This window comes from Streptomyces sp. NPDC002851, assembly GCF_053591935.1.
In genome coordinates, this window is record NZ_JBSFUT010000001.1 from 1 (window position 1) to 26,309 (window position 26,309).

The window sequence follows — 26,309 nt, forward strand, 5'->3', positions numbered from 1 at the left end:
CTGTACCCGTCCAGGGAGCCGTCCTCCAGGGGCGAGTTCTCGTATCCGACCTTCTGCATCGCCCGCTTGGTGAACTCGTCCGTGTTCACGATGATCTCGGCGCCGCGCGGCACATCGGCGATGTTCGCCTTCAGCGCGGCCGGGTTCATCGCCACCAGGACGTTCGGAGCGTCGCCCGGCGTGAGGATGTCGTGGTCGGCGAAGTGCAGCTGGAAGCTGGAGACACCGGGCAGGGTGCCGGCGGGGGCGCGGATCTCGGCCGGAAAGTTCGGCAGCGTCGAGAGGTCATTGCCGAATGTCGCCGTCTCCGAGGTGAACCGGTCACCCGTGAGCTGCATGCCGTCGCCGGAGTCACCCGCGAAGCGGATGATCACCCGGTCAAGGCGGCGGACCTCTTTCTCCGACGGCCCGCGTTGCTCACCCACGACTGCGGATTCGGTCTGCTCGGCCGGGCTACTGACCTGGCTGGTCACTGAACTGGACCTCCCTCGAGGCTGCGGCACGGGAGTATCCGGCCCACCGGACCTCCCAAAGCCACCCTACGTCGGTAAGGGTCGCCTTCCCTGGGGCGCTCACATGCTGGACGGGTGTTTGAGACGGTCTGTCGCCCCGATTTGCCCCGTTTAACATCCTTCTCATCGCCCCCTCGTTCAGATGTGAAGACGCTCCCCGCTCATTCTCTGGTTCTAGGACTAGGCCGACACTAGATGCCTGACTGAGTGTCAGCGCGTTGGACTCTCTCAAGTAGTTTCGGAGTCGCTTCGGAGTCTCTTTACGAATTCAGGTACGTCAGGACCGCCAGGACGCGACGGTGATCTCCGTCACTCGGGGAGAGCCCCAGTTTCAGGAAGATGTTGCTGACGTGCTTCTCCACCGCGCCGTCGCTGACCACCAGCTGTTTGGCTATCGCGGAGTTCGTCCGGCCCTCGGCCATCAGGCCTAGGACCTCGCGCTCGCGCGGGGTGAGCCCGGCGAGCGCGTCCTGCTGACGGCTGCGGCCGAGCAGCTGCGCCACCACCTCGGGGTCGAGTGCGGTGCCGCCCTGGGCTACCCGTACCACCGCGTCCACGAACTCGCGGACCTCGGCCACCCGGTCCTTCAGCAGATACCCGACACCGCGGCTGGACCCGGCAAGCAGCTCGGTGGCGTACCGCTCCTCGACGTACTGCGAAAGCACAAGCACCCCGAGCCCTGGATGCGCCCGGCGCAGCTGCACCGCCGCCCTGACCCCTTCATCGGTGTGCGTCGGCGGCATGCGTACGTCGGCCACGACCACGTCGGGCAAGGCCTCCTGGTCGGCCAGTTCGCCGACGGTCTTGAGCAGCGCCTCGGCGTCCCCTATTCCGGCGACGACCTCGTGTCCGCGGTCGGTGAGCAGGCGGGTCAGGCCCTCCCTGAGCAGCACAGAATCCTCGGCGATGACCACCCGCACGGTGTCCTCCACGTTCCGTCCATCCCCCTGGGGGCCGCGGCTGCCCTGCGCCGCCCGTGCCCCATGCACGATCCAGCATCTCAGCATTCGGGCCCGAGGGGGCGGGGCTGTGGAAAACCTGAGGGTGGGGGCTGTGGAAAACGAGGGAGCGGGGTGCGGGGGCGGGGGGCCTCTCACTCCCGCCAGGTCAGCGCGGCTCACCCCCGCCAGGGCAGCGCGGCCGTGATCCGCGTCGGGCCTCCATCCGGGGACTCCACCACCAGGCTCCCGTCGACCGCGTCGAGCCGTGCGGCGAGCCCCGCGAGCCCAGAACCGGGTGCGGCCTGGGCCCCGCCCACCCCGTCGTCCATGACCCGCAGCATCAGCCGATCCTCGGCCCGCCATACGCGCACGGTCGCGCTCCGGGCGCGCGCGTGCGCGTCGACGTTCTCAAGGAGCTCCGAGACCGTGAAGTACGCGAGGCCCTCGATGGCGGGCGCCGGCCGCGTGGGTAGATCGGGCAGGTCGGGCAGGTGCACCTCGACCCGCACCGGCACCGTGCGACGGGAGGCGAGAGAGGAGAGGGCGGCGTCCAGACCGCGGTCGGTGAGGACGGCCGGGTGGATGCCGCGGGCCAGGTCGCGCAGCTCCTTGAGCGCCGTCTTCGCCTCGCCGTGCGCCTCGTCCACCATCCGGGCCGCGGCCTGCGGGTCGTCCCGCAGCCTCTCCTTGGCCAGGCCCAGGTCCATGGCGAGGTCCACCAGGCGGGCCTCGGCCACATCGTGCAGATCACGCTCGATCCGGCGCAGGTCGTCGGCGGCCGTGTCCGCCACCACGCCCCGGTCGGACTCCAGCTCGACCACGCGGGCGTCGAGCCGCGAAGGCCCGAGCAGCCCGGCCACCAGGAGCCGGTCCACGGTGGTCAGGCCGCGGATCAGCCACGGCGTCGCCAGCGTGATCAGCAGCCCGACGCACGCCGTCACGCCGATCTCGAAGGGGGAGTCCAGGTAGAACATGGTGCGGCCGTCCTCGCTCCCGTACACCTGGAGCCCGTCCACACCCGCGTACATCGGAAAGACCCACTGCCACAGCGGATAGCTGAGCAGCGACCAGCCGAGCGTCCAGAACGTCACCGCCACCACGAACGCGAACACCGCCCACGGAAAGCGCAGCACCGCGTACAGCAGGCTCCGCCAGGACGTACCGCTCTTGAGCACCGCGACCGTCCACGCCACCGCGCCGCGCTTGCGCGCCCGCACCGGCCGCGGCTCGCCGACGTCGAGACGGAGCAGCGCCCGGGCCCGGGCCCGCTCCATCGCGCCGAAGCCGCGGCAGCCGAGCAGGGCCGCGGCGAGCACCGGGAGGCCGATGAAGGTGACGAGCAGTCCGGCGCCGAGCGAGATCATCGTGACGGCGTACGCGAACATCAGGATGCTCACCGGCAGGCTCAGGAGTACGTAGCCGAACTCGCCCCAAGTGCGCGCCTCGACCGGGGCGCGCAACGCGGGGGGCAGCAGATGCCGACGTGGCCTTGGGCTGCCCTGGGCGTCACCGCCCCGGAACTCCGGCAGGGTCTGATGTCCGTACTCCGTGGCCATCGGCGTGGTCCGTTCCTTGGTCCTCGTTGGTTACCTCGACTACGTCAAGGCTCCTCGGAGCGGGCGGCCGGGACCATGCGGTACGTCTCCGTCTTGGGGCGGGGGTTTTCCCCACCCCCCTCGACAGCCGGTTACGGCTGCTCCCGCCCCCGCCACGGCAGTTCCGCCGTCACCGTCGTGGGGCCGCCCACCGGCGACGTCACGGCGAAGAGACCGTCGACCGCGTCGAGGCGCTCCGCGAGTCCGGCCAGGCCCGTGCCGCCGTCGGGCGAGGCCCCGCCGTGGCCGTCGTCGTCGACCTGGATGAGGAGCCGGTCGTCCGTACGGCGGACGTGTACGGTCGCGGCCCGCGCCCCGCTGTGCTTGCTGACGTTCTGGAGCAGCTCCGAGACGGTGAAGTACGCGATGCCCTCGATGGCCGGTGCGGGCCGTGCGGGCAGGTCGACCGTGACCGTCACCGGCACCGTGCAACGGGAGGCAAGGGAGGAGAGGGCGGCGTCCAGGCCGCGGTCGGTGAGGACCGCCGGGTGGATGCCGCGGGCCAGGTCGCGCAGCTCCTGGAGGGCGAGCTTCACCTCGCCGTGCGCCTCGTCCACCATCGCCGCCACCGCGTCGTCGGCCCGGCCCTCGGTCAGCTTCTCCTTGGCGAGGCCGAGCCCCATGGCGAGGTTGACCAGGCGGGCTTGGGCGCCGTCGTGCAGATCGCGCTCGATCCGGCGCAGATCGGCGGCCGCGGTGTCCACCACGACGCCCCGGTCCGCCTCCAGTTCGGCGATCCGCCGCTCCAGCTCGTCCGAGGGGGAGAGCAGCCCGCGCACGAGCACCCGGTCGACATTGCTCAGGCCCCGGCTGATGAACGGAAGCACCGGCCACAGCACGAACAGCGAGACCAGAGTTACCGTGAACGCGAACACCCCCCACGGCAGCCGCACGAACGCGTACAGCACGGTCCGCCAGCCGACCGGGTCCTTCACGCGGGACCACAGCCGCGCGACCAGCCCGTCATGAGCGTTCCGACGAGCGTTCCGCGGCCGCCGGTACGGAAACGGACTCGGCTCCTCCACCCGCACCCCGAGCAGCGCCCGGGCCCGCGCCCGCTCCGCCCGCCCGAGCAGCCGCGCACCCGCGAGCCCCGCCGCGAGCAGCGGAACGCCGATCACCGTCACGGAGAGCACCACGCCCAGGAGCGGAACGGAGACGACGTACAAGAACCCGAAGAGCGCGAAGGGAAGATCGAGAAGGAGATACACGATCTCCTTCCAGGTACAACGGGACAGCGCGAAGCTCGCCCTAGAAGGAGTGACGGGGTCCTCGGCGGGGTTTTCGGAGTCCCCTCCGGGGGCGGGTGGTGCGGTCATGGCGCACAGCGTGCCGGTTCGCGCCGCCCGGCGCCATGAGGGCAGCCGCCAGGAAGAAGTAGGGAAAACCCCACCTGCTGCGACGGGCCGTGCGCAGGGCCGTGCGCAGGGCCGTGCGAAGGGCTGTGCGACGGGCGGCTTATCCATTCTTTAGGACGGCCGCTTACCAGTTCTTTAGCAGGGCCTAGACTCCCGTGCGTACAGATCGTCGAACAGGGCGAACAGAGCCGAAGCGGCGCGGCGCGGGAAGCAGCGCGGCGAGATCAGGGAGCGAGGGGCCGACGTGCCGGAACCGACCGTTCTCGGAGCGGACTACTTTCAGAGCTACTCGGTAGTCGGGCTGCTCGGCGTCATCGGCGTGCTCTTCGTCGCCATCGCCTTCGGCGCGGGCCGACTGCTCCGCCCCGTGGTGCCGACGCAGGAGAAGCTCCTGACGTACGAGTGCGGCGTCGACCCGGTCGGCGAGGGCTGGGCGCACACCCAGGTCCGCTACTACGTGTACGCCTTCCTGTACGTGATCTTCGCCGTGGACTCGATCTTCCTGTTCCCCTGGGCGACGATCTTCGCCGCTCCCGGATACGGCGCGACGACCCTCGTCGAGATGTTCATCTTCCTCGGCTTCCTGGCCGTGGGACTGCTGTACGCATACAAGAAGGGCGTCCTCGCATGGACGTGACGATCGAACCCAGGCCCGGCAGCGGGACCGGCGACGCCAACGGGAAGGGCAAGGGCAACGGCTCGCGGCTCGGCCCGCTGGCCCGGCTCGCCCCCGAACCCATGAAGGTGGTCCTCAACTGGGGCCGCCGATACAGCCTGTGGGTCTTCAACTTCGGACTCGCCTGCTGCGCCATCGAGTTCATCGCCGCGTCCATGGCCCGCCACGACTTCATCCGGCTCGGCGTCATCCCCTTCGCGCCCGGCCCGCGCCAGGCCGACCTGATGGTGGTCTCCGGCACGGTCACGGACAAGATGGCCCCGGCCGTGAAGCGCCTGTACGAGCAGATGCCCGAGCCCAAGTACGTCATCTCCTTCGGCGCGTGCAGCAACTGCGGCGGCCCCTACTGGGACTCGTACTCCGTCACCAAGGGCGTCGACCAGATCATCCCGGTCGACGTGTACGTCCCCGGCTGCCCGCCCCGCCCCGAGGCACTGCTCCAGGGCGTCCTCAAGCTCCAGGAGAAGATCGCGCGGGAGTCGCTCGAGGAGCGGTACTCGGGCTCCGGTCGGCCTTCGGTCGCGGCACTGCAGAGCGGGCTCGTTGCGCCTCCTGCGGCTGCGGCTGCGGCCGTGACGGCGGCCGGTACGGGAGAGTCCGGTACGGAGGGGGCCGGAACGGAGGGGTCCGGTACAGGCAAGGGTGACTCGGCTAAGAGTGACTCGGCGAAGGACGGTTCGGGAGAGGAGGGTGAGCGGTGACCGGCTGGCTGCCCGGTGAGGTGACCGAGCTCTTCGGCCCGGAGGCGACGGCCGAGGAGTCGTACGACCTCCTCACCGTCGACGTACCCCCGACGAGTTGGCTCGCGGCCCTGACAACCGCGCGCGACGACCTCGGCTGCACCTATTTCGACTGGCTGAGCGCCGTCGACGAGCCCGGCACCGGCTTCCGCGTCTCCGCCCATGTGGTGGCGCTCGACCCGGTACGCCGCCTGCTCGTCCGTACGACGGTGCCGCACGAGGCACCCACGCTGCCCTCGGCGGTCGGGGTGTACGCCGGTGCCGCCTGGCACGAGCGCGAGACCCACGAAATGTTCGGCGTCGACTTCACCGACCACCCGGGGCTCGACCCGCTGCTCCTGCCCGAGAGCTTCGAAGGCCACCCGCTGCGCAAGGACTTCGTCCTCGCGGCCCGGGTCGCGAAGGCCTGGCCGGGCGCGAAGGAGCCGGGGGAGTCTGCGGCGGGTGCGGCGCACGGCGGACCCAAGCGCCGCCAGATGCTGCCCCCCGGCGTCCCCGACCCCAACGAGTGGGGCCCCCTGAAGGGCCAACTCCCGCCCGCCCCGGCCCGCCCGGCGCGCGGCGCGCGTGCGGCCGGAGCCGCCGGCGACCGCCCGGCCCGCCGCACCCGCACGGCGGGCGAGGGCTCGGTGAGCCAGCCGGAGGCCCCCACCACTGAAGGCCCGACCACCCCGCGCCGCACCCGCACCGCCGCGGACGGCTCGGCCGGCCAGGCGGGCCCGGCCACGCCTGCGCGCCGCACCCGCTCGTCCGCCGACGGCTCGGCGAGCCAGGCGACGCCGTCTGAGCCGACTGAGCCCTCTGCGCCGACTGAGGCGACTGAGCCGACTGCGCCCTCCGGCGACGCCTCGGCCGACAAGTCGGGTCAGGCCGACAAGCCGGAACGCCCCGCCGCCCGCCGTACCCGCAGCGCAAGCCAGGGCTCCGCCTCGCAGCGCCCGGAAACGGCACCTCCGGCCGCCGCCGAGGAACGGGCAGCCGAACGCTCCGCCCCCGAGCCGGAGTCCGAGCCCACGCCTCCGGCCAGGCCCACCTCGCCCCGGAGCACGGACGCCCCTTGGCACAACCCGCGCCCGGCCTTCGCCGAGTCGACGGATCAAGCGGCTGAGCAGTCGAAGAGCACGGAACAGGCGGAACAAGCCGCACCGGCCCAAGACGCTGCACCGGCCGAACAGGCTGCACCGACAGAGCAGGCCGCACCAGCGGAGCAGGCCGCACCGGCAGAGCAAGCAGAGCAAGCCGCCCCGGCGAAGCGCCCGGAACCGACGGAGCAGCAGCCGGAAGCCACCGAAGGCACGGCGCCCCCTGCTACCGCCGAGGCTCCCGAGACTTCCGAAGCCCCCGAGCCCCCCGCCACCCCCGACACCCCCGCCGGAGGCGACCCCGCATGAACGACGCCCTTGACGTCGCCCTGCGACTGCTCGTCGTCTTCGTCGTCTTCCTCACCCTGCCCTTGATCATCGGTCAGACCGAGCACAAGGTGATGGCCCATATGCAGGGCCGCCTCGGCCCTATGTACGCGGGCGGTTTCCACGGCTGGGCCCAGCTCGTCGCCGACGGCGTCAAGTTCGCCCAGAAGGAAGACGTCGTCCCCGCGGGCGCGGACCGCCGTATCTTCCAGCTCGCCCCGGCCGTGGCCCTCATCCCGTACCTGCTCGTCCTGGTCGCGATCCCGATCGGCCCGGGCGAAGGTGCCGTCGGCGTGCTCGTCGACGCGGGCATCTTCTTCGTACTCGCCGTCATGGGTGTGGGCGTCCTCGGCTCACTCATGGCGGGGTGGGCAAGCGCCAACAAGTTCTCCCTCCTGGGCGGCCTGCGCACCGCCGCCCAACTGCTCGCGTACGAACTCCCGATGCTGCTCGCCGCCGCCTCCGTGGCCATGGCCGCGGGAACGGTCTCCCTGCCCGGCATCCTCGACGCCTTCGAGTGGTGGTGGCTGCCCTGGCAGATCGTCGGCGCGCTCGTCTTCTTCATCGCGGGCCTGGCCGAACTGCAGCGGCCCCCCTTCGACATGCCGGTCGCCGACTCCGAGATCATCTTCGGTGCGTACACCGAGTACACGGGCCTCCGTTTCGCGCTGTTCCTCCTCGCCGAGTACGCGGGCATCGTCGTCCTGTGCGGCCTGACCACCGTCCTCTTCCTCGGCGGCTGGCACGGCCCGTGGGGCGCCGACGGGCTCGGCTGGGTGTGGACCCTGCTCAAGACCGCGGTCCTCGCCTTCATCATCATCTGGCTGCGCGTCAGCTACCCCCGGCTCCGCGAGGACCAGTTGCAGAAGCTCGCCTGGACGACGCTCGTCCCGCTCGCCCTCGCCCAGATCGCCCTCACCGGCGTCGTCAAGGTGGTGATCCAGTAGTGACGTCTTCGCTTCCGCCCTCCCGGCCCGGCATCCCTGGCAGCGGCCTGGCCAAGGGCCTGGCCGTCACCCTCCGCACGCTGACGAAGAAGTCCGTCACCGCGCAGTACCCGGACGTCCAGCCCGAACTGCCGCCCCGTACCCGCGGCGTCATCGGCCTGTTCGAGGAGAACTGCACGGTGTGCATGCTGTGCGCCCGCGAGTGCCCGGACTGGTGCATCTATATCGACTCCCACAAGGAGACGGTCCCGGCCGCCACGCCCGGCGGGCGCGAGCGCAGCCGCAATGTGCTCGACCGCTTCGCCATCGACTTCTCCCTCTGCATGTACTGCGGTATCTGCATCGAGGTCTGCCCCTTCGACGCGCTCTTCTGGTCCCCGGAGTTCGAGTACGCCGAGACCGACATCCACGAACTCACCCACGAGCGCGACAAGCTCCGCGAGTGGATGTGGACCGTCCCGGCCCCGCCCGCCCTGGACCCCGCCGCCGAGGAACCCAAGGAACTCGCCGCCGCCCGCAAGGCCGCCGAAAAGCTCGCCGCCGAGCAGGCCCAGGCCGAACAGGCCGAACAGGCCGCACAGGAAGCCCAGGCCGAGCGGACCGGACAAACGGACCCGGCAGCCCAGGCCCGGCAAGCTGACCAGCCCGGCCAGCCCGGCCAGCCCGGCCAGCCCGACCACAAGCAGGAGGGCCAAGAGTGACCCTCACCGCAGCCGCCGCGCCGCACGGCTTTCTCTCGCCCACCGGCGTGGAGATCGCCTTCGTCCTCGTCGGCCTCGTCACCCTGGGCGCAGCCATAGTCACCGTCACGTCCAAGCAGCTGGTGCACGCCGCCCTCTGGCTGGTCGTCGCGCTCGGCGGCCTGGCCGTCGAATACCTGCTGCTCACGGCCGAGTTCGTGGCCTGGGTGCAGGTCCTCATCTATGTCGGTTCGGTCGTCGTCCTCCTTCTCTTCGGGCTGATGCTCACCAGGGCCCCCATCGGCCGCTCCCCGGACGCCGACTCCGGCAACCGCTGGGTCGCGCTCACCGTCGCGGTGGCCGCGGCCGTCGCCCTGGTGTGGGTGGTCGTGGACGCGTTCCGCACCACGTGGATCGACCTCGAGACCCCTCAGGGCACCACCTCGGTCACCGGCCAGATCCTCTTCCGGTACTGGGTCCTGCCCTTCGAGGCGCTCTCCGTGCTCCTGCTCGCCGCCCTCGTCGGCGCGATCGTCCTCTCCCGCAAGGCGGCCGCGGCGGAAACCACGGCGGCCGGAGAAGCGGAAACCACGACCGCCGGAGAAAAGGAGCAGCGCTGATGCACCTCGCCTATCCCGCCGTGCTCGCCGCCCTGCTCTTCTGCACCGGCCTCTACGGAGTCCTCGCCCGCCGCAACGCGATCCTGGTCCTGCTGTCCGTCGAGCTGATGCTCAACGCCGTCAACCTCAACCTGGTCGCCTTCGACGTCTGGCTCCGCGACGCCCTCCACGCAGGTCAGGCACTCACGCTCTTCACCATCGCCGTCGCCGCCGCCGAGATCGGCATCGGCCTGTCCATCGTGCTGATGGTGTACCGCAACCGCGGCACCGCCGACATCGACCGCCTCCGCGACACCGCGGAGACCCATGGACACGACGGGCCCGACGGGTCCGACGCAGCGGCGGCAGCCCTTGAAGAGACCCCCGAAGCGACCACCCCGGCGCAGAAGGCCGAGGCCACCGCGTGACCACCACGACCCTCGCCGTCCTCGTTCCCCTCCTTCCGTTCCTGGGCGCCGCCACCGGGCTGCTCCTGGGGCGCAAGGCCCCCGGCTTCGTCCGCCCCCTCGCCGTGCTGCCGACCCTCACCTCGGCGGTGCTCGCCGCGGTGATCGCCCTGCGCCAGGGCGGCGGCACCGGCGCCGGGATCAGGCCGGTCGACGCGGCCACCGAGCTCACCCCCACCGGCTCGGTCCCGATCGAACTCGCCCTGCACCTCGACGGCTTCGCCATCCTGGCCGCGGTGCTCGTCGGCGTCGTCGCGTCCTGTGTGCAGATCTACTCGACGGGCTATCTGCGGGACGACCCGCGCTACCCCTCGTACGCCGCTCTGGTCTCGCTGTTCACCTCCGCGATGCTGCTCGTCGTCTACTCCGGCGACCTGATGGTGCTGCTCGTCGGCTGGGAAGTCATGGGCATCTGCTCGTACTTCCTCGTCGGCCACTATTGGGAGACCCGCGAGGCCCGGGCCGCTTCGCTCAAGGCCTTCCTGGTCACCAAGCTCGGCGATGTCCCCTTCCTGATCGGTCTGTTCGCGCTCGCCGCCGACACCGGTTCGTTCCGCATCACCGAGGTCCTGGCCACCGTCGCGAACGGCGGCCTCGACCACCCGACGCTGATCGCGCTGCTGCTCCTCGCGGGCGTGGCGGGCAAGTCCGCGCAGTTCCCGCTGCACACCTGGCTGCCCGACGCGATGGCCGGCCCCACCCCGGTCTCCGCGCTGATCCACGCCGCGACGATGGTCGCCGCCGGTGTCTACTTCATCGCCCGTCTCCTTCCGGTCTTCGCCGCCTCCGCGGCCGCGCTCGTCGTCCTCGCCGTGATGGCCGCCGTCACCATGGCCGGTTCCGCGCTCGCCGCGCTCGCGCAGGACGACATCAAGCGCGTCCTGGCGTACTCGACGATCGGCCAGCTCGGCTATATGACCGGCGCCCTCGCCGTCGGCGACCGTGGCGCCGCCGTCTTCCACCTCCTTTCTCACGGCGCCTTCAAGGCGCTGCTCTTCCTCGCCGCGGGCGTGATCATCCACGCCGCGGGCACCAACTCCCTGGCCGCGATGGCCCGGATGCGGAACCTCCGCGACCGCGTGCCGGACGCCTACTGGACGATGACCGTGGCCCTGCTCGCCCTCGCCGCGATCCCGCCGTTCAGCGGCTTCTTCTCCAAGGAGGCCGTCCTCGGCGCCGCCGAGCACGCGGCCACCGGGCACGCCGAGTCGATTCCCGGCTCGGCCGGCTGGATCGTCCTCGTCTCCGGTCTGGTCACCGCCCTGCTCACCGCCGCGTACGCCACCCGCCTCTGGCTGCTCGCCTTCCGGGGCATCGACGGCGAGGCCCCGGAGCACCGCAAGGAGCCGGTCGCCATGAACGCCGTGCTGTGGGTCCTTGCCGTGCCCTCGCTCGCCTTCGGGGTCAGCGTCGGCGTGCTGCCCGGCTGGTTCGACGGCCGCTCGCTCACCCCGACCCTCACCACCTCCGTTCTCGGTACCGGTCTCGCGCTCGTCGGCGGCCTCGTCACGTACGGTGCCTGGCGCCACACCTCGGCCCTGGCCGCCCGTGTCCCGCTCGGCGCGGTGGCCGCACACCCCGAAGCCGAACCGGCCGTCTCGGAGGCCGAGGTCATCGCCACGCACACCGCCGCGTACGGCTCGATCTCCGCCGCGCCGGACCCGGCGGACCCGGGCCGCCTGCTGCTCGGCCCGCTGCACCGGCACGCGGCCGCCGGCTTCCGCCTGGACGCCGTCTACAGCGCGCTGTTCGTCCGCCCCGTCCGGGCCGCCGCCGACCTGGTCAGCTTCCTCGACCGCACGGTCGTCGACACCTACGTCCGCGGCGCGGGTGCCGCACCCGGTCTCCTCGGCGCGGTCGTCCGCCGCGCCCAGACCGGCAATGTGCAGACCTACGTGAGCGTGCTCCTCGGCGGCTCCGTGGTGATCGCCGTCGCCGCCGTCCTCGTCGCAGCGGGAGCCTGAGCCGTGATCCATATCAACGACACCGTCATGCAGTTCCTCCTCGTCTTCGTGGTGGCCGCCCCCCTCGTCGGCGCGGCCGCGGCGCTGCTCCCGGCCCCGCCCGGGTTGAGGGGCAGGTCACCGGAGCAGGCGGTGCTCCGCCACGGCGTCACCGTCACCGGCGCCGTGTTCCTGGCCGCGCTCGCCCTCGCGGCCGGGTTCGCTCACGATGAGCCCGCGCGTATGCAGGCGACCACCGACATCAGCTGGATCCCGGCGCTCGACGTGCGGCTCCACTTCGGTGTCGACGGCATTTCGCTCCCCCTCCTCGTCCTGACCGCGCTCCTGACCTTCCTCTGCGCGCTCTACAGCTACTTCAAGATGCCGACGGGCCCGTCCCCGAAGGCCTTTGTGGCCCTGCTGCTCGTCCTCGAGTCCGGCACGCTCGCGACCTTCGCCGTCCTCGATCTCATGCTGTTCTTCCTGGCGTTCGAGATGGTGCTCATCCCGATGTACTTCTTGATCGCCCGGTGGGGAGGCGACCAACGCGGCCCCGCCGCCTGGAAGTTCATCCTCTACACATTGCTCGGCTCCGTCGTCATGCTGCTCGGACTCCTGCTCGTAGGCCTGAAGTCCGGCACGTTCGACATGATGGCACTCGCCACTGACAACGGCCGTGGGCTGACCACAACGGTGCAGGTCATCGCCGTTCTGGCGATCGGGATCGGGCTCGCCGTGAAGACCCCGATGTGGCCGCTGCACAGCTGGCTGCCGGACGCCCACACCGCCGCCCCGACCGTCGGCTCGGTCCTCCTCGCCGGTGTCCTGCTGAAGATGGGCACGTACGGGTTCGTGCGCATCCTGTTGCCCGTCGCGCCGGACGGGATGCGGGAGTTCGCGCCCTACCTCGCCGCCTTCGCCGTCGTCGGGATCATCTACGGGTCGCTCGCCTGCCTGGCCCTGGCCAAGCGCGGCGCGAAGGGCGACCTCAAGCGCCTCATCGCGTACTCCTCCGTCGGCCACATGGGCTTCGTCCTGCTCGGCATCGCCACGATGACCCCGACCGGCGTGAACGGCGCGCTGTTCGCCAACATCGCCCACGGCCTCATCACCGGCCTGCTCTTCTTCCTCGTCGGCGCCCTCAAGGACCGCACCGGCTCCACCGACCTGGACGCCCTCGCCCAGGAGACCGGCGCCGCGCTCTACGGCCGGGCCCCGCGCTTCGGCGCCCTGCTCGCCTTCGCCGCCGTCGCCTCCCTCGGCCTGCCCGGACTCGCCGGATTCTGGGGCGAGATGCTCGCCCTGTTCGGCGCGTTCGACCCGGCGCCCGGGCTCAGTCGCCCGGCCTTCCTCACCTTCATGGCGATCGGCGGGTTCGGCACCCTGCTCACCGCCGCGTACCTGCTCGTCGTCGTCCGCCGCGTCTGCATGGGCGCCGCCCCCGAGCGCGAGCCCAAGCTTCCGGACGTCCACGGTTACGAATACGCGGCCTGGACCCCGCTCGTCGCCCTCACCGTCCTAGCCGGACTCTGGCCCGCGCTGCTGCTCGGCCTCACCGACCCGGCCGTGCAGCAGCTCCTCGCAGGAGGCAAGGCATGACCTCAGCCATCCCGAGCCTCGTCCAGTCCGTCGACTGGCTCGCCATCGCGCCGCCCACCATCGCGGCGGTCGTCGCCCTGGTCGTCCTTGTCGCCGACCTGTTCGTACGCGAGACCAACAAGACGCTCCTCGCCTGGATCTCGGTCGCCGGACTCGTCGCCGCCACGGTGTCGCTCGCACCTCTCCTGGACGGCGACCGCTCCACCTTCTGCCTCACCGACGCCCCCGGCGTGTGCAGTTACACGGCGGACCGCTTCACGCTGGTCGTCCAGTTCCTGGTGCTCGCCTCGGCCCTGGTCACCGCACTCCTGTCGGTCAGCCCCCTCAAGGACTCCCGGCAGTCCAAGGAACTCCCCGAAGGGGAGTTCTGGTTCCTGCTGCTCTCCTCCGCGGCCGGTGCCGCCCTGCTGCCCGCATCGCGCGACCTGGCGACGCTGATCATCGCCCTGGAGGTGGCGTCCCTGCCCGCCTTCGCCCTGGTCGGCCTCAAGCGCGGCGACCGGCGCTCCTCCGAGGCGGCCCTGAAGTTCTTCCTCTCGTCTGTCACCGCGACCGCCGTGAGCCTGATGGGCGTCAGCTTCGTGTACGCCTCCACCGGCACCCTGCACCTCACCGAGGTGGCCACGAAGCTGGCCGACCTCGACGGGCAGCTGCACACCCTGGCGCAGGTCGGCGTGGCCCTCACCCTCGTCGGCTTCGCCTTCAAGACGGCCGCCGTGCCGTTCCACTTCTGGGTGCCCGACACCTACATCGGCGCCCCGCTCCCGGTCGCCGCGTACCTCTCCGTCGTGGGCAAGGCGGTCGGCTTCTCCGGCCTCATCCTGGTCACCGTCGTGGCCATGCCGTCCTACGCCCACGTCTGGGGCCCGGTCCTCGCCGTGCTCGCCGCCCTCACCATGACCGTGGGCAACGTCGCCGCCCTGCGGCAGAGCGCCACGCGCGCGTACAGCGCGGTACGCCTGCTCGCCTGGTCGTCCGTCGGCCAGGCCGGGTACCTCCTGGTGCCGATCGCCGCGGCCGGGTACGCCGACAGCGCGGCGGACGCCCAGAAGGCCATCGGCGCCACCATCGCGTACGCCCTCATGTACGCGGCCGTGAACCTCGGCGCCTTCGCGGTCGCCGCCCTCGTCGCGCGCGTGCAGCCGCTCAACCGCCTCACCGACTACCGCGGCCTGTACGCCGCCCGCCCGCTCGCCGCCCTGGCGCTCGGCTTCTTCCTGCTCTGCCTGGCCGGTCTGCCGCCGGGCATCATCGGCCTGTTCGCCAAGGTCACGGTCTTCTCCGCGGCCGTCGACGCGGGCCTGGGCTGGCTCGCGGTCGTCATGGCGGTCAACGTCGTGATCGCCCTCGTCTACTACCTGAAGTGGACGGCGGTGCTCTTCCGCGCCCCCGAGGGCGCACCCCAGCGGCAAGCCGTGCCGGTCCCGCTCACCGCCGCGGTCGCCCTCACGGCCGTCCTCGGCATCGCGCTGTCCGGGGCCCCGCAGATGGTGCTGCGCTTCTCGGCCACCGCACTGTTCTGAGCCCGCCCGGCACTCGGCCGTACGAACGCCTGCCGCGCACTCGTACGGCGTCGCAGGGCTTCGTACGGCCGACTCCGCCCGGTGTGTGCACCAGGGAACCAGGGCCCTCCGCCTGGCGTTGACCAGGTGGGGAGGGTCCACTGGAAGTGGAATCCAGCGGGAATCCAGCGAGAACAGCTTCCCCTCACCGCACCACCTGGAGGGCGTACAGTGCACCGCCACAACAACGGCCTGAAGACCGCGTTGCTCCTCGGGGGACTGTCCGCACTCATCCTCGTGATCGGCAGTCTCTTCGGGCGTACGGGCCTGCTCATCGCCCTGTTCGTGGCGCTCGGCACCAACGCGTACGCGTACTGGAACAGCGACAAGCTGGCCCTCAGAGCCATGCGCGCCCGCCCGGTCAGCGAGTTCGAGGCCCCCGCGCTCTACCGCATGGTCCGCGACCTCTCCACGCAGGCCCGCCAGCCCATGCCCCGCCTCTACATCTCGCCCACGGAGGCGCCGAACGCCTTCGCCACCGGCCGCAACCCGCGGAACGCGGCGGTCTGCTGCACCGAGGGGATCCTCCGCATCCTGGACGAGCGCGAGCTCCGCGGCGTCATCGGCCACGAGCTCAGCCATGTCTACAACAGAGACATCCTGATCTCTTCAGTAGCGGGCGCCCTCGCCTCGGTGATCATGTTCCTGGTCAACTTCGCGTGGCTGATCCCGAGCGGCAACAACGACAGAGAGGGCCCGGGCATCTTCGGCATGCTGCTGATCATGCTCCTCGGCCCGATCGCGGCCTCGGTGATCCGCCTGGCCATCAGCCGCTCCCGTGAGTACGCGGCGGACGCGTCCGGCGCCCAGCTCACCGGCGATCCGCTCGCCCTGGCCAGCGCTCTGCGCAAGCTCGACGCGGGCACCAAGCAACTCCCGCTGCCGACCGAACCGAAGCTCGAGACGGCCAGCCATATGATGATCGCGAATCCGTTCCGTCCGGGGGAAGGCATGTCCAAAATGTTCTCGACGCACCCGCCCATGGCGGAACGCATCGCCCGCCTCGAGCAGATGGCGGGGCGACAGCGGTGAAGACCATCCTCAACGTCATCTGGCTGGTCCTGAGCGGCTTCTGGCTCTTCCTCGGCTACATGCTGGCGGGTCTGCTCCTCTGCATCACCGTGATCGGCATCCCCTTCGGGATCGCGGCCTTCCGCATCGGCGTGTACGCGCTGTGGCCCTTCGGCTATACGACGGTGGAGCGCCGGGACGCGGGCGCCCCCTCGTGCCTGGGCAATGTCCTGTGGCTGGTCCTGGCCGGCTGGTGGCTCACCCTCGGGCACATCGTCACCGGCATCGCCCTGTGCGTCACGATCATTGGCATCCCCCTGGGCATCGCCAACTTCAAGCTGATCCCGGTCTCGTTGATGCCGCTGGGCCGCGAGATCGTCACCACGGACCAGGCGGCCCGCCAGGGCGGAAACTACGGCCCATCCTGGTAACACGGCCCGCGCCGAAGCCTCTTGGCTCCCACGGTGTCCTGTGTCCTGTGTCCTGTGTCCGGTGTCCTGCTGTGTCGTGAGCCGCACTCAACCGATCACCGCAACCACCCCGCCCCCGCCCGGCGTCTTACTCGACAAGACCGCAAACAGGCACGAAGGGCAGGTCACGGCACCATGGGCATAGTCAGCTGGATCATCCTGGGACTCATCGCCGGAGTCATCGCCAAGATCCTGCTGCCCGGCCGCGATCCGGGCGGCCTGATCGGCACCACCCTCATCGGCATCGCCGGAGCCTTCATCGGCGGCTGGGCGTCCGCGCACTTCCTGGACCGCCCCATAGCCAAGGACTTCTACGACGCCGCGACATGGGTCTCCGCGATCGCAGGCGCCCTCGCTCTCCTGATCGTCTACCGCATCCTCTTCGGCCACTCGCGTTCACGCTGACCGCTAATCACTCTCCACTGGAGAAGGGAAGGGCAGGCCACACGGCCCGCCCTTCCCTTCTCCAGTTGTGGCGCCCAGTCGTGGCGCCTGGTTGCGGCGCCTCACGCGCTCAACGCACGCACCATCACCGGTAGTTCACGAACTGCAGCGCGAAGTCGAAGTCCTGCGCCTTCAGAAGCGCGATCACGGACTGCAGGTCGTCCCGGCTCTTGGAGGTGACCCGCAGCTCCTCACCCTGTACCTGCGCCTTGACGCCCTTCGGGCCCTCATCGCGAATGATCTTCGCCACCTTCTTCGCGTTCTCCTGGGAGATGCCCTCCTGGATGGACGCGAAGAGCTTGTACTCCTTGCCGGAGATCTGCGGCTCGCCCGCGTCCAGCGCCTTCAGCGAGATCCCGCGCTTGATCAGCTTGGACTGGAAGACGTCGAGGATCGCCTTGACCCGCTCCTCCGAGTTCGCCTCCATCAGGATCTTCTCGCCGGACCAGGAGATCGAGGCGCCCACGTTCTTGAAGTCGTAGCGCTGCGAGATCTCCTTGGCGGCCTGGTTGAGGGCGTTGTCGACCTCCTGCCGCTCGACCTTCGAGACGATGTCGAAACTGGAGTCGGCCATGTCCTGTGGCTCCTTGTATCGGGGTGCGTAAGGGGTACGGCCGGTATCCCCGGACCGCACGCGCAAAGCCTAGCCACCGAGCCCGCGCCGGGCGCCGATCTATCGGGTGGCGAAGCACCCCCAGGCATCAGGTATCGTTTACGTCGTTGCCAGGGAGCAGCCGCAAGGCCACTCCACGGCGACATCCCAGGCGGTGTGCCCGAGCGGCCAAAGGGAGCAGACTGTAAATCTGCCGGCTCAGCCTTCCCAGGTTCGAATCCTGGCGCCGCCACACTTGGGAAAGCCCCCTCCGAACTGCGGAAACGCAGCACGGAGGGGGCTTCTTCGTGCTCGAAGATGATCTCTCGAAGAGAATCGAAATCGAGTGACTTGTCTCACTCGATTTCGCCTCGATCCCGCCGCCGATCAGCGTTTTCGGACCAGGCGCGGACCAGTCCCCTGGCCCGGCGGGCGGCCAGGGCTCTGCGCGTCGAGATCCAGGGCCCAGCTTCGTCGATGCGGCTTCCAGCCGCGGTGTCGGTGCCCGTTGTGGACGACGCCCTCCATCACGTACTCCCGTTGCCGGACTCGCGGGCCTGACGCCGTAGTTCGCCGGCGGGTGCGGAGGTCTTGGCGTGATGGCGCGCGATCTGGTTGGACAGCCGCAGCAGGCGGCGGCGCAGCGTTGTCGTGCCCTGGGTGGGCGGTGTGACGGCGAGTGCTTCGTAGGTGCGGTTCCAGTCGTGCTGGGCCTGCACCAGGTCGCGGGGGAGGTCGGTGGGCTCCATGGCGCCAGTAGAGCATGTGTTCGATTTTCTGGTCACGTCGAGACGCGGGCGCGGACCGGCCCCTCCAGCGGGCCAGCTATACCGCTCACCGCAAAGTCCAAGTCTTCTCGAGTCTTGCTGGGGTTCGCTGAAAGCCCCGCTGCGCGGGCTGGTACAGGGCTACGGCCCTCCCTGCCGAGATCAGTCAAGACCTACCTATTCAATGCCCCATTCGGCACGGCTGTGTGGTTGGACCGGCGCGGCGCCAGAGCTGGGAACCGAGGGCCCCGGCGCTGCTCCGGAAACCACCAGGGCGTAAGGGTGGGCAAGCTGTTCCAGCGCCGTGGACGCCTGGCGCCCGGACTTCTCCACCGCGCGCTGAGCTTCCTGGCCGATCGCGTGCAGCAGCTGGTCGCGGGCTTCGGTGGCGGCAGTAACCACCACGTCGATCTGTGCCGGGTGCTGGTGGATCCCTTCGCTTGTGGTCGCTCCGGTGGACTCGTCGCTACTGGCCATAAGCACCCAGTGAGCTGGTTCTACGCGCAGGTCGCGCAGCTGCTTGCCGCGTGCCAAGAGAAGCGTTACGGCGAGGGGCAGCGAGAGGGCGAGAACCAGCCATCGGGCCGGTCCTAGACCACGTTCGAGGCCACACAGCCCGCCCGTGCTCGGGCGCCCCTCGATACGTCTGAGCACGGGACGGGCCAACTGGAACGCTCAGTGGCCAGGTGAACCGCTAAGTCACATGGGGTGTCCGGTGACACAGGACCTTGAGCTCCTGTCATCGGACCTTGACGGACGCGAGTTCGTGACACCGAAGATTGAGCGCGCAGGTCAGAGGCCCGCACCGGGTGAGTTCACAGGCTCAGGCGTAGAAGCCGCAGTCGTAATCGCCCCGACTCAGGTCATCGGGCCTAGGCGCAACGATGAGCGGCCGTCGGCGGGGACGCAGCAGCCCGCCTTTACCCGGCTCCGCGTCACTCAGGTACCGCTAGAGCACCAGGCCCCGAGGCGCGGAAGGATCCCCCCCGTTGAGGTCGCTGACCGGATCCTTTTCCATATTGATCGTCGTGGGGTTGCTGTCTCCGGAGTTGGCCACAGAATCGGGCCAGCCCTTCTGTTCAGCCTGGTGAGTCCCGTCATGGTCCCCGTCTGCCGAGGCTGGGACAGCAGCGGTCAGGACTCGCAGTTGGCGTTGTGGCCGTGCTCGTGCCGATTGCCCAGCGGCTGGGCCGTGATGGGTAGGGCGCCCGCAAGGGGCCGAGTGACGAATCGTAGGGACCCTCGCGGCTCCCTGAGGTGGTCGGCCTCGAGTCCCCTGTGGCCCACAGGGGCCGATCCTCCTAAGGAGAAGACATCGGGGCAGGTCAGGACGGGCGGTTGGCGTTCAACGCGACCTCTTGAAACCGTCGTGGCGCGAGTCACTGTGGGTTCAAATCCCGCACCCACCGCCATGGTTAAGAGTCTCTGACCAGCAACATCGGTTGGAGGCTCTTGCCTTGTTCGCTTCCCGAAGCTTTTCGTGACTCCCCGTCAATTCCCGGTCAAGCGGGCACGGATGGGGTACGGCCTGTCACTCACTCACGCTCCGTCTCCCACGCCGTCCGGTACGACGCGTCCTCGAACAGAGCTGGCGCGAGGACGAAATGACACCACCCGCGAGGGCAGCAGGCGCAACCGCCTCTCGCCCAGATGCCCCGGCGCGAAGATACCCAGGCCATCGTGACCGGCCGCGTGATGACAGACTTCTCGAGCCGCGGGACCTGGACGCCGAGCAGGGGGTCGCGATGGCGAGCATCGGCGCACTCATGGCGGGGAAGTCCACGTTCTTTGAAGAGCCGGATTCTGATCAAGTTGGTGCATCGTCGTGAGGACCGGGAACAAGGGGACTCTTCCGCCCGACCCGCAGACCGTGGGGTGGGCTGATCGCGCTGGGCTCCTGACCAGTCGTGCTGCGGCGGTCGAGGTCCTGTCCGGACGCGCTATGGCCCTGCGGGACATGCTGTGGGTCCTGTTGGCCACAGCGGTGGTCGCGGCAGGCTGGGGTGTATCCAGCGCCACCGTCGGCTGGTACCTCGACCTTGACGACCGCGGAGGGGCCGCGCTCCTTGTGGTCTTCATGGTCGTAACCGTCTCGGTGCTCGCCATGGGCCTGGGCCTGGTGGTCTGCGTGCTTGTGGCGCGAAGGGGCCGGGCCGCGCAGAGGCTGCTTGAGGCGTGGACGGCGCTCGACCGCCAGCCGCTTGCACGCTCGCTTCCACCCGGGAACATCCCGCAGCCGCTCGCCTCCACGTGGGACCTTATGCGTGCCGGGCAGCCCTGGCAGGAGAACACCGGTCCGCTGGGCGGACCCGGTCTCTATGGCGGACGCCGCTACCTGGTGTTCCTGTCCGGGAAGTCGCTCGCGTGGATGATCGTGCCGCTCGTTCCCCTCATGTTCGGGGTGGTCATGGCGCTCGCGGCGCTGACACGGGACGCTGGGCAGGAGGGCAACGGCCCCGTCGTCCAGGTGGCACAGATGGCACAGGTGGCAATGGCGGGAGCGGGCGCAGTGTTTGCCGCCGCCGGTCTGTGGGCCATCGGGAAGTGGCTACGGCACTACCTCTGGGCCTTGCGAGAAGCCCGTGCGCGGGTATCAGAGGAGCGGGCTTGGCCGGTCACCCCGGCGCGATGGTAGGGCGTTCTCCTGGAGGCCGGCGCAGCGATGTCGGCCTGGCCTGCGGGCCAGTGGTGGGCCGCACCCGAACCCGCACCCGAACCCGCACCAGCCCCCCGCCTCAGTTCCCCGCCACGTTCTTCACCGCCACCGTGACCGGCGTCGACCCGCTCACCAGCTCCAGCGTCAGGCCGACCGTTCCGGGGGCGTCGACCAGTTCCGCGAGGACCGCGGCCACGTCGTCCCGGGGGATCGGGCCGCGGCCGGTCGAGGCCGACAGGTGGACCAGGCCCGTGCCGGCGTCGTTGGTCAGCATGCCGGGGCGCAGGATCGTCCAGTCCAGGGACTCCTTGCCGCGTACGTGCGCGTCGGCCGCGCCCTTGGCCCGTAGATACGCGTCGAAGACGTCGTCGCCCTCGTGTGCCGGATCCGCGCGCATCGTGGACACCACGATGTGCCTGCGCACCCCGGCCCGCTCCGCGGCGTCGGCGAAGAGCACGGCCGCGCCCCGGTCCACGGTCTCCTTGCGGCCCGTGCCGCTGCCCGGCCCGGCGCCCGCCGCGAAGATCGCGGCCCCGGCGCCCTGCAGATGAGCGGCGACCTCTTCCACGGAGGCCGACTCCAGGTCGCACAGCACCGGTTCGGCGCCGGCCTCCCGCAGGTCGTCGCCCTGATCCGGGTTGCGGATCAGGCCCGCCGCCTCGTAGCCGCGCGCGGCGAGCAGCCGCTCCAGCCGCAGCGCGATCTGACCGTGTCCTCCAGCGATGACAATGCGCATGTTTCGACCGTACGCCGGGCCGCGCGCCCTCGCCGTACGGCCGCCAGTGCGCCCGCCGAGCCGACGGAACGTTCACCTCCATGGGGCGTCGCGGTGGCGTGACCGACAGCCCGTGTTCCGCCAGGGGAGGTTCCGCTCACGGAAGTCGGTTCCCAGGGCGGGCGGTTGGCCGTTGCCCCGCACGCTCAGGCGTGCCCGGCGTCCCCAACTCCCTTGGACCGCCCTTGTCGAGGCAGGTCCAGGGCCACCGCGGCCGCCGAGTCGCAGTACTCCCGTACCGCGCTGGTCCGTGCCACCACCCGCCCCCGGTGCACCACGATCCGGCTGTACGCGAGCGAAAGCGCCCCCGAGAGCCGGTTCCCGCGGACGGCGAGCAGCTCGGCCGGGAAGCCCGCCTCCACACGGACCTCGGGAAGACCGAGCGCCGCCCGTGCCACCGAACTGATCGCTTCGTACGCCTCCGCGGCTGCCAGCCCGTGCTGGGTGGCGAGGAGGTACCCGGCCTCCAGCGGATCGCCCCGTCCCACCGGGTTGGCGGCGTCCCGCAGCGCCCCGCTGCCCGCCGCGACGCGTACCCCAGCGGCCCGGAGCAGTCGCACCGGCGCCGCGCCCGTCCCGCGCCGCTCCAGACCCCCGCAATCGCCCTGCGGCAGGCAGACCACCGACACCCCGGCCGCCGCCAGTGCCTCGGCCGTGCGCGCCGCCACCTCGGTCGGCACCCGCCCGAGCCCGCCGCACGGCCCGACCGTCACCCCGGGCCGCAGCCCGCCGGCCATCGCCGCGAGCCGGGTGAGCCGCTTCGGGTCGGCGCCGTCCGTGTGCAGGTCGACGGGGCAGCCGTACTCCGCGGCGACCTCCAGGACGGCCTCCGTATAGCCGGTCGGGTCGGGGTCCAGGTCGGGGCAGCCGCCCACGGCGCCCGCACCCATCTTCACCGCGTCGCGCAGCGCCGCGAGCCCGTCGGCCCCGGCGACGCCGGTGAGCAGCCGGGGCACGGCCACGGTGGTCAGGTCGGCGAGGCCGCGCAGCGAGCTGCGCGCCTGGAGCGCCGCCTCCATCCCGACGATTCCCTGGACGTCCCCGATCCGGATGTGCGAGCGCAGCGCCGTCGCCCCGTGCCCGAGCTGGAGCAGGGCGGCCTCGGTGGTCCGTCGCTGGATGTCCTGGAGGGCGTACGACACCGGGCCGTTCTCGTCCGCGGTGAGCGCCGTGTCGCCGTGCCCGTGCGGCTCCACGGGCGCGGGCAGGAGCAGATAGCCGCTCAGGTCCACGCGCGTGGCGTGCGCGGTCAGACTCCCGGCCGTGCCGACCGCCTCGATGCGCCCCCGGCCGAGCCGTACGTCGACGGTCCTGCCGTCGGTGAGCATGGCGCCGCAGAGCAGCAGCGAGGCGGTGTCCTCGGCGGCACCGTCGCGGTGCGGCGGCTGCGGCTGGCTGTCGGGCATCGGGCTCCTGAGGCTCGGGCGAGGGCGAGAGCGAGGCCGCGAGGGCGACGGCGGGGGACCGGAAGGCGGGACTCCGGCGGCCCGGCGGGCAAGATCACGCAGCGTGTTCCGAGCCTAGGACGCCCCTCACCGCGCTTCGAGGAGGAGCGAAATAGTCGTACCGGTGTGGTGCGCGGTACGGGTGGGGCCCTTGTGGTGGCCGCTTGATCGGCGGCGAGCTGGACTCCGGGAACGGATTTGGGCGTTCGGCAGCCGACCGTGTAATGTCTTCATCGCTCGCCCCAATAGCTCAGTCGGCAGAGCGTCTCCATGGTAAGGAGAAGGTCAACGGTTCGATTCCGTTTTGGGGCTCTGATGTGCGGCTCCCTTGCCTTTACGGCAGGGGCTCGCATCAAAGCGGTGTAGCTCAGTCGGTAGAGCAAGCGGCTCATAATCGCTGTGTCACCGGTTCAAGTCCGGTCACCGCTACGAACAGTAGCCGATTGTGGGGTCGGTCCTCCGGTCGGCTACTCTTTTCTGCGTTCGTCGTTTTCATCCATCTGTTCGTCCAAGGAGCACTCACGTGGCTGCCACCGACGTCCGCCCGAAGATCACGCTGGCCTGCGTGGAGTGCAAGGAGCGGAACTACATCACCAAGAAGAACCGGCGTAACAACCCGGACCGTCTTGAGATGAAGAAGCACTGCCCGCGCTGCAACTCGCACACCGCACACCGCGAGACGCGCTGAATCAGGCTCGTATGCAAGGCCGTCCCCTTTGGGGGGCGGCCTTGCGTCGTTGTCACCCGCGTGACCGCCGAGACGCCACCGTTGTCGTACGGCCGCCGCGCGATTACAGGCAGACCGCGGACGGCCGCGGAGAGCACAGGAGGTGCCGAGGTCATGGCGCTCGACCAGTCCTTCGTGGGACGGTCCTACCCGCCCACCGACCCCTATGAGGTCGGCCGGGAGAAGATCCGGGAATTCGCGGAGGCGGTGGGTGACGCCAACCCCGCCTACACCGACCCCGAGGCCGCCAAAAGGCTCGGCCACCCTGATGTGATCGCCCCGCCCACCTTTGTCATCTCGATCACATTCAAGGCGGCCGGGCAGGTCGTCGAGGACCCGCAGCTCGGCCTCGACTGGAGCCGGGTCGTGCACGGCGACCAGAAGTTCGCGTACTCGCGTCCGGTGCGCGCCGGTGACCGGCTCACCGTCACCTCGACGGTCGAGGCGATCAAGTCCCTCGCGGGCAATGACGTCCTGGACGTCCGCGGCGAGGTGCACGACGAGAGCGGCGAGCACGTCGTGACCGCCTGGACCAAGCTCGTGGCGCGCGCGGCAGAGGAGGCATGACGATGAGCACCCCGTCGACACCGCTGAACCCTTCGGCGAAGATCCAGTACGCGGACGTCGAGGTCGGCACCGAACTGCCGGCCCAGTCCTTCCCGGTGACCCGCGCCACCCTGGTGCGGTACGCGGGCGCCTCCGGCGACTTCAACCCGATCCACTGGAACGAGACGTTCGCGAAGGAGGTCGGGCTTCCGGACGTCATCGCGCACGGCATGTTCACCATGGCCGAGGCGATCCGCGTGGTCACCGACTGGGTCGGTGACCCGGGCGCGGTGACCGAGTACGGCGTCCGCTTCACCCGGCCCGTCGTGGTCCCGAACGACGACGCGGGCGCGCTGATCGAGGTCAGCGGCAAGGTCGCGGCCAAGCTCGACGACGAGGCGCGCACGGTGCGCATCGACCTCACCGCGATGAGCGACGGCAAGAAGGTGCTCGGCATGTCCCGGGCGGTCGTGCGGCTCGCCTGAGTCCGGGCGCACAGGACGTTTGTAAGGGGCACCCGTCCATGGCGGGTGCCCCTTACGCGTCCTTCGCGCGACGATCGTCGAGTCCGCCCGCGGGCGGGTATCGCCGGACGTCCACCGAGGCGATCGCGAAGCACGCGGGGGTCTGCCAGCCGTATCTCTTCCGCCTGTTCAAGAACAATTCCGCCTGTTCAAGAACAAGCTGAAAACCGGTTCCCCTCCGGGGGACGGCGGGCAGAACGTCCCACCTGAAACGGGCCCACCCGAAGCGGTGGGGCCGTTCTCGTACCCTTGTGCCCGTGCAGCAACTCCACGACGCCCCCCTCGCCCCGCTGACCACCTTCAGGCTCGGTGGGCCCGCGCGCCGCCTCATCACCGCGACCACCGACGCCGAGGTGATCGCCGCCGTCCGTGAGGCCGACGCATCGGGCACGCCGCTCCTGATCATCGGTGGTGGCAGCAACCTCGTCATCGGCGACCACGGCTTCCCCGGCACCGCGCTGCACATCGCCACCAAGGGCTTCACGCTCGACGGCACCGACCTCGAGCTCGCGGCCGGTGACGTGTGGACCGACGCCGTGGCCCGCACCGTCGAGGCCGGGCTCGCGGGCATCGAGTGCCTCGCCGGAATCCCCGGCTCCGCGGGCGCGACGCCGATCCAGAACGTCGGCGCGTACGGCCAGGAGGTCGCGTCGACGCTTACTGAAGTAGTGGCGTACGACCGCAAGGCGGGGGAGACGGTCACCCTGGCGAACGCCGAGTGCGCCTTCTCGTACCGGCACAGCCGCTTCAAGGCCGACCCCCACCGCTACGTGGTGCTGCGCGTCCGCTTCCGGCTCGAGGACGCGCAGGGCCTGAGCGCGCCCCTGCGCTACGCCCAGACGGCACACGCCCTCGGCGTCGAGGAGGGCGAGCGCGTCCCGCTGACCGTCGCCCGCGAGACGGTCCTCAAGCTGCGCTCCGGGAAGGGCATGGTGCTCGACCCCGAGGACCACGACACCTGGTCGGCCGGGTCGTTCTTCACCAACCCGATCCTCAGCGAGGCGGAGTTCGCCGCCTTCCACGCGCGTGTGTCCGAGCGCCTGGGGCCGGACACCGCCCCGCCCGCCTTCCCGGACGGGCAGGGGAACGTGAAGACCTCGGCCGCCTGGCTCATCGACCGGGCGGGCTTCACCAAGGGATACGGCAGCGGCCCGGCCCGTATCTCCACCAAGCACACCCTGGCCCTCACCAACCGCGGCGAGGCCACCACGGAGGACCTGCTCGCCCTCGCCCGTGAGGTGGTCTCCGGCGTGCACGAGGCCTTCGGGGTCACGCTCGTCAACGAGCCGGTGACGGTGGGCGTCAGCCTCTGAGCCGCTGGCGG

28 protein-coding genes and 3 tRNA genes are annotated in these 26,309 nt (G+C 70.4%); 23 read left to right on the plus strand and 8 right to left on the minus strand.

Annotated elements, in window-relative coordinates; all coding sequences use genetic code 11:
* From ACWD10_RS00005 to ACWD10_RS00020, 4 genes are all read right to left on the minus strand, one after another.
* On the minus strand, positions 1-473 hold a 473-nt coding region (locus ACWD10_RS00005; RefSeq protein WP_451085227.1), incomplete at its 3' end, for a 2-oxoacid:acceptor oxidoreductase family protein.
* Between the two features lie 299 nt (positions 474-772).
* Positions 773-1,432: a response regulator transcription factor gene (locus tag ACWD10_RS00010; RefSeq protein WP_451085857.1), complete on the minus strand. Its 660-nt coding sequence runs from the start codon at positions 1,430-1,432 to the stop codon at positions 773-775.
* Positions 1,433-1,629: 197 nt separating this feature from the next.
* Positions 1,630-3,009: a sensor histidine kinase gene (locus ACWD10_RS00015; RefSeq protein ID WP_451085229.1), complete on the minus strand. Its 1,380-nt coding sequence runs from the start codon at positions 3,007-3,009 to the stop codon at positions 1,630-1,632.
* Between the two features lie 131 nt (positions 3,010-3,140).
* A complete protein-coding gene (locus tag ACWD10_RS00020; protein ID WP_451085231.1) occupies positions 3,141-4,367 on the minus strand; it encodes a sensor histidine kinase in 1,227 nt (408 codons plus the stop codon).
* Positions 4,368-4,650: 283 nt separating this feature from the next.
* Between ACWD10_RS00020 and ACWD10_RS00025 the strand changes: the two genes are divergently transcribed.
* The 13 genes from ACWD10_RS00025 (at position 4,651) to ACWD10_RS00085 (ending at position 16,914) form a co-directional block, all read left to right on the plus strand.
* Positions 4,651-5,043 (plus strand): NADH-quinone oxidoreductase subunit A, encoded by a 393-nt coding sequence (locus ACWD10_RS00025; RefSeq protein ID WP_451085233.1) that lies wholly within the window; start codon positions 4,651-4,653, stop codon positions 5,041-5,043.
* Positions 5,034-5,783, plus strand: coding sequence for an NADH-quinone oxidoreductase subunit B (locus ACWD10_RS00030; protein ID WP_451085235.1), 750 nt, complete (start codon positions 5,034-5,036; stop codon positions 5,781-5,783). The genes ACWD10_RS00025 and ACWD10_RS00030 overlap by 10 nt, the downstream gene beginning before the upstream one ends.
* The gene (locus ACWD10_RS00035; protein WP_451085237.1) at positions 5,780-7,213 is read left to right on the plus strand and encodes an NADH-quinone oxidoreductase subunit C; all 1,434 of its coding nucleotides are present in this window, start codon (positions 5,780-5,782) and stop codon (positions 7,211-7,213) included. Before ACWD10_RS00030 ends, ACWD10_RS00035 begins: the two co-directional genes overlap by 4 nt.
* On the plus strand, positions 7,210-8,178 hold the full coding sequence (locus ACWD10_RS00040) for a complex I subunit 1/NuoH family protein (RefSeq protein WP_451085239.1): 969 nt from the start codon (positions 7,210-7,212) through the stop codon (positions 8,176-8,178). The genes ACWD10_RS00035 and ACWD10_RS00040 overlap by 4 nt, the downstream gene beginning before the upstream one ends.
* A complete protein-coding gene (locus ACWD10_RS00045) occupies positions 8,178-8,879 on the plus strand; it encodes a NuoI/complex I 23 kDa subunit family protein (protein WP_451085240.1) in 702 nt (233 codons plus the stop codon). Before ACWD10_RS00040 ends, ACWD10_RS00045 begins: the two co-directional genes overlap by 1 nt.
* Positions 8,876-9,478 carry an NADH-quinone oxidoreductase subunit J family protein gene (locus tag ACWD10_RS00050; RefSeq protein ID WP_451085241.1) on the plus strand — a complete coding sequence of 201 codons (603 nt, stop codon included), beginning with the start codon at positions 8,876-8,878 and terminating at the stop codon, positions 9,476-9,478. Before ACWD10_RS00045 ends, ACWD10_RS00050 begins: the two co-directional genes overlap by 4 nt.
* Positions 9,478-9,885 carry an NADH-quinone oxidoreductase subunit NuoK gene (gene nuoK / locus ACWD10_RS00055; RefSeq protein ID WP_451085243.1) on the plus strand — a complete coding sequence of 136 codons (408 nt, stop codon included), beginning with the start codon at positions 9,478-9,480 and terminating at the stop codon, positions 9,883-9,885. Before ACWD10_RS00050 ends, nuoK begins: the two co-directional genes overlap by 1 nt.
* Positions 9,882-11,888: an NADH-quinone oxidoreductase subunit 5 family protein gene (locus ACWD10_RS00060; RefSeq protein ID WP_451085245.1), complete on the plus strand. Its 2,007-nt coding sequence runs from the start codon at positions 9,882-9,884 to the stop codon at positions 11,886-11,888. The genes nuoK and ACWD10_RS00060 overlap by 4 nt, the downstream gene beginning before the upstream one ends.
* Before the next feature lie 3 nt (positions 11,889-11,891).
* A complete protein-coding gene (locus tag ACWD10_RS00065) occupies positions 11,892-13,466 on the plus strand; it encodes a complex I subunit 4 family protein (RefSeq protein WP_451085247.1) in 1,575 nt (524 codons plus the stop codon).
* Positions 13,463-14,989 (plus strand): NADH-quinone oxidoreductase subunit N, encoded by a 1,527-nt coding sequence (locus ACWD10_RS00070; RefSeq protein WP_451085249.1) that lies wholly within the window; start codon positions 13,463-13,465, stop codon positions 14,987-14,989. Before ACWD10_RS00065 ends, ACWD10_RS00070 begins: the two co-directional genes overlap by 4 nt.
* Before the next feature lie 210 nt (positions 14,990-15,199).
* On the plus strand, positions 15,200-16,060 hold the full coding sequence (gene htpX / locus ACWD10_RS00075) for a zinc metalloprotease HtpX (protein WP_451085251.1): 861 nt from the start codon (positions 15,200-15,202) through the stop codon (positions 16,058-16,060).
* Positions 16,057-16,470, plus strand: a complete 414-nt coding sequence (locus ACWD10_RS00080; RefSeq protein WP_451085253.1) for a YccF domain-containing protein — start codon at positions 16,057-16,059, stop codon at positions 16,468-16,470. The genes htpX and ACWD10_RS00080 overlap by 4 nt, the downstream gene beginning before the upstream one ends.
* A gap of 174 nt (positions 16,471-16,644) precedes the next feature.
* Positions 16,645-16,914 carry a GlsB/YeaQ/YmgE family stress response membrane protein gene (locus ACWD10_RS00085; RefSeq protein ID WP_451085255.1) on the plus strand — a complete coding sequence of 90 codons (270 nt, stop codon included), beginning with the start codon at positions 16,645-16,647 and terminating at the stop codon, positions 16,912-16,914.
* A gap of 124 nt (positions 16,915-17,038) precedes the next feature.
* Here ACWD10_RS00085 and ACWD10_RS00090 read toward each other — a convergent pair whose 3' ends face one another.
* Entirely contained in the window at positions 17,039-17,527 is a 489-nt protein-coding gene (locus ACWD10_RS00090; RefSeq protein WP_451085257.1) for a YajQ family cyclic di-GMP-binding protein, read from the minus strand.
* A gap of 189 nt (positions 17,528-17,716) precedes the next feature.
* Here ACWD10_RS00090 and ACWD10_RS00095 point away from each other — a divergent pair.
* Positions 17,717-17,798: transfer RNA gene (locus ACWD10_RS00095), tRNA-Tyr, on the plus strand.
* A 274-nt stretch (positions 17,799-18,072) separates the two neighbouring features.
* Here ACWD10_RS00095 and ACWD10_RS00100 read toward each other — a convergent pair.
* Positions 18,073-18,294 (minus strand): hypothetical protein, encoded by a 222-nt coding sequence (locus tag ACWD10_RS00100; protein ID WP_451085259.1) that lies wholly within the window; start codon positions 18,292-18,294, stop codon positions 18,073-18,075.
* A 300-nt stretch (positions 18,295-18,594) separates the two neighbouring features.
* On the opposite strand from ACWD10_RS00100, the gene ACWD10_RS00105 reads away from it, so the two are divergent.
* Both ACWD10_RS00105 and ACWD10_RS00110 read left to right on the plus strand, forming a co-directional pair.
* Positions 18,595-18,906: a hypothetical protein gene (locus tag ACWD10_RS00105; protein WP_451085261.1), complete on the plus strand. Its 312-nt coding sequence runs from the start codon at positions 18,595-18,597 to the stop codon at positions 18,904-18,906.
* A gap of 1,231 nt (positions 18,907-20,137) precedes the next feature.
* On the plus strand, positions 20,138-20,947 hold the full coding sequence (locus tag ACWD10_RS00110) for a hypothetical protein (protein ID WP_451085263.1): 810 nt from the start codon (positions 20,138-20,140) through the stop codon (positions 20,945-20,947).
* A 100-nt stretch (positions 20,948-21,047) separates the two neighbouring features.
* On the opposite strand, the gene ACWD10_RS00115 is transcribed toward ACWD10_RS00110, so the two are convergent.
* Positions 21,048-21,704 (minus strand): SDR family oxidoreductase, encoded by a 657-nt coding sequence (locus ACWD10_RS00115; protein ID WP_451085265.1) that lies wholly within the window; start codon positions 21,702-21,704, stop codon positions 21,048-21,050.
* 185 nt (positions 21,705-21,889) lie between these two features.
* The gene (locus ACWD10_RS00120) at positions 21,890-23,149 is read right to left on the minus strand and encodes an amidohydrolase family protein (protein WP_451085267.1); all 1,260 of its coding nucleotides are present in this window, start codon (positions 23,147-23,149) and stop codon (positions 21,890-21,892) included.
* A 278-nt stretch (positions 23,150-23,427) separates the two neighbouring features.
* Between ACWD10_RS00120 and ACWD10_RS00125 the strand changes: the two genes are divergently transcribed.
* From ACWD10_RS00125 to ACWD10_RS00155, 7 genes are all read left to right on the plus strand, one after another.
* Positions 23,428-23,500: transfer RNA gene (locus tag ACWD10_RS00125), tRNA-Thr, on the plus strand.
* Positions 23,501-23,544: 44 nt separating this feature from the next.
* Positions 23,545-23,617 (plus strand) — tRNA-Met (locus ACWD10_RS00130).
* A 94-nt stretch (positions 23,618-23,711) separates the two neighbouring features.
* Positions 23,712-23,876, plus strand: a complete 165-nt coding sequence (gene rpmG / locus ACWD10_RS00135) for a 50S ribosomal protein L33 (RefSeq protein ID WP_003956487.1) — start codon at positions 23,712-23,714, stop codon at positions 23,874-23,876.
* A gap of 153 nt (positions 23,877-24,029) precedes the next feature.
* Positions 24,030-24,482: an FAS1-like dehydratase domain-containing protein gene (locus ACWD10_RS00140; RefSeq protein WP_451085269.1), complete on the plus strand. Its 453-nt coding sequence runs from the start codon at positions 24,030-24,032 to the stop codon at positions 24,480-24,482.
* A 2-nt stretch (positions 24,483-24,484) separates the two neighbouring features.
* Positions 24,485-24,946 (plus strand): MaoC family dehydratase, encoded by a 462-nt coding sequence (locus tag ACWD10_RS00145; protein ID WP_451085271.1) that lies wholly within the window; start codon positions 24,485-24,487, stop codon positions 24,944-24,946.
* A gap of 38 nt (positions 24,947-24,984) precedes the next feature.
* Positions 24,985-25,149: a TetR family transcriptional regulator gene (locus ACWD10_RS00150; protein WP_451085273.1), complete on the plus strand. Its 165-nt coding sequence runs from the start codon at positions 24,985-24,987 to the stop codon at positions 25,147-25,149.
* A gap of 93 nt (positions 25,150-25,242) precedes the next feature.
* Positions 25,243-26,298, plus strand: coding sequence for a UDP-N-acetylmuramate dehydrogenase (locus ACWD10_RS00155; protein WP_451085275.1), 1,056 nt, complete (start codon positions 25,243-25,245; stop codon positions 26,296-26,298).
* Positions 26,299-26,309 lie beyond the last annotated feature (11 nt).

What these genes read in the sequence shown, in the direction of transcription:
- ACWD10_RS00115 (WP_451085265.1), bottom strand. Translation starts at nt 21,704, where the DNA reads ATGCGCATTGTCATCGCTGGAGGACACGGTCAGATCGCGCTGCGGCTG.
- ACWD10_RS00030 (WP_451085235.1), top strand. Translation starts at nt 5,034, where the DNA reads ATGGACGTGACGATCGAACCCAGGCCCGGCAGCGGGACCGGCGACGCC.
- ACWD10_RS00090 (WP_451085257.1), bottom strand. Translation starts at nt 17,527, where the DNA reads ATGGCCGACTCCAGTTTCGACATCGTCTCGAAGGTCGAGCGGCAGGAG.
- ACWD10_RS00085 (WP_451085255.1), top strand. Translation starts at nt 16,645, where the DNA reads ATGGGCATAGTCAGCTGGATCATCCTGGGACTCATCGCCGGAGTCATC.
- ACWD10_RS00040 (WP_451085239.1), top strand. Translation starts at nt 7,210, where the DNA reads ATGAACGACGCCCTTGACGTCGCCCTGCGACTGCTCGTCGTCTTCGTC.
- ACWD10_RS00145 (WP_451085271.1), top strand. Translation starts at nt 24,485, where the DNA reads ATGAGCACCCCGTCGACACCGCTGAACCCTTCGGCGAAGATCCAGTAC.
- ACWD10_RS00100 (WP_451085259.1), bottom strand. Translation starts at nt 18,294, where the DNA reads ATGGAGCCCACCGACCTCCCCCGCGACCTGGTGCAGGCCCAGCACGAC.
- ACWD10_RS00070 (WP_451085249.1), top strand. Translation starts at nt 13,463, where the DNA reads ATGACCTCAGCCATCCCGAGCCTCGTCCAGTCCGTCGACTGGCTCGCC.
- ACWD10_RS00150 (WP_451085273.1), top strand. Translation starts at nt 24,985, where the DNA reads ATGGCGGGTGCCCCTTACGCGTCCTTCGCGCGACGATCGTCGAGTCCG.
- ACWD10_RS00015 (WP_451085229.1), bottom strand. Translation starts at nt 3,009, where the DNA reads ATGGCCACGGAGTACGGACATCAGACCCTGCCGGAGTTCCGGGGCGGT.
- nuoK (WP_451085243.1), top strand. Translation starts at nt 9,478, where the DNA reads ATGCACCTCGCCTATCCCGCCGTGCTCGCCGCCCTGCTCTTCTGCACC.
- ACWD10_RS00020 (WP_451085231.1), bottom strand. Translation starts at nt 4,367, where the DNA reads ATGACCGCACCACCCGCCCCCGGAGGGGACTCCGAAAACCCCGCCGAG.
- ACWD10_RS00120 (WP_451085267.1), bottom strand. Translation starts at nt 23,149, where the DNA reads ATGCCCGACAGCCAGCCGCAGCCGCCGCACCGCGACGGTGCCGCCGAG.
- ACWD10_RS00140 (WP_451085269.1), top strand. Translation starts at nt 24,030, where the DNA reads ATGGCGCTCGACCAGTCCTTCGTGGGACGGTCCTACCCGCCCACCGAC.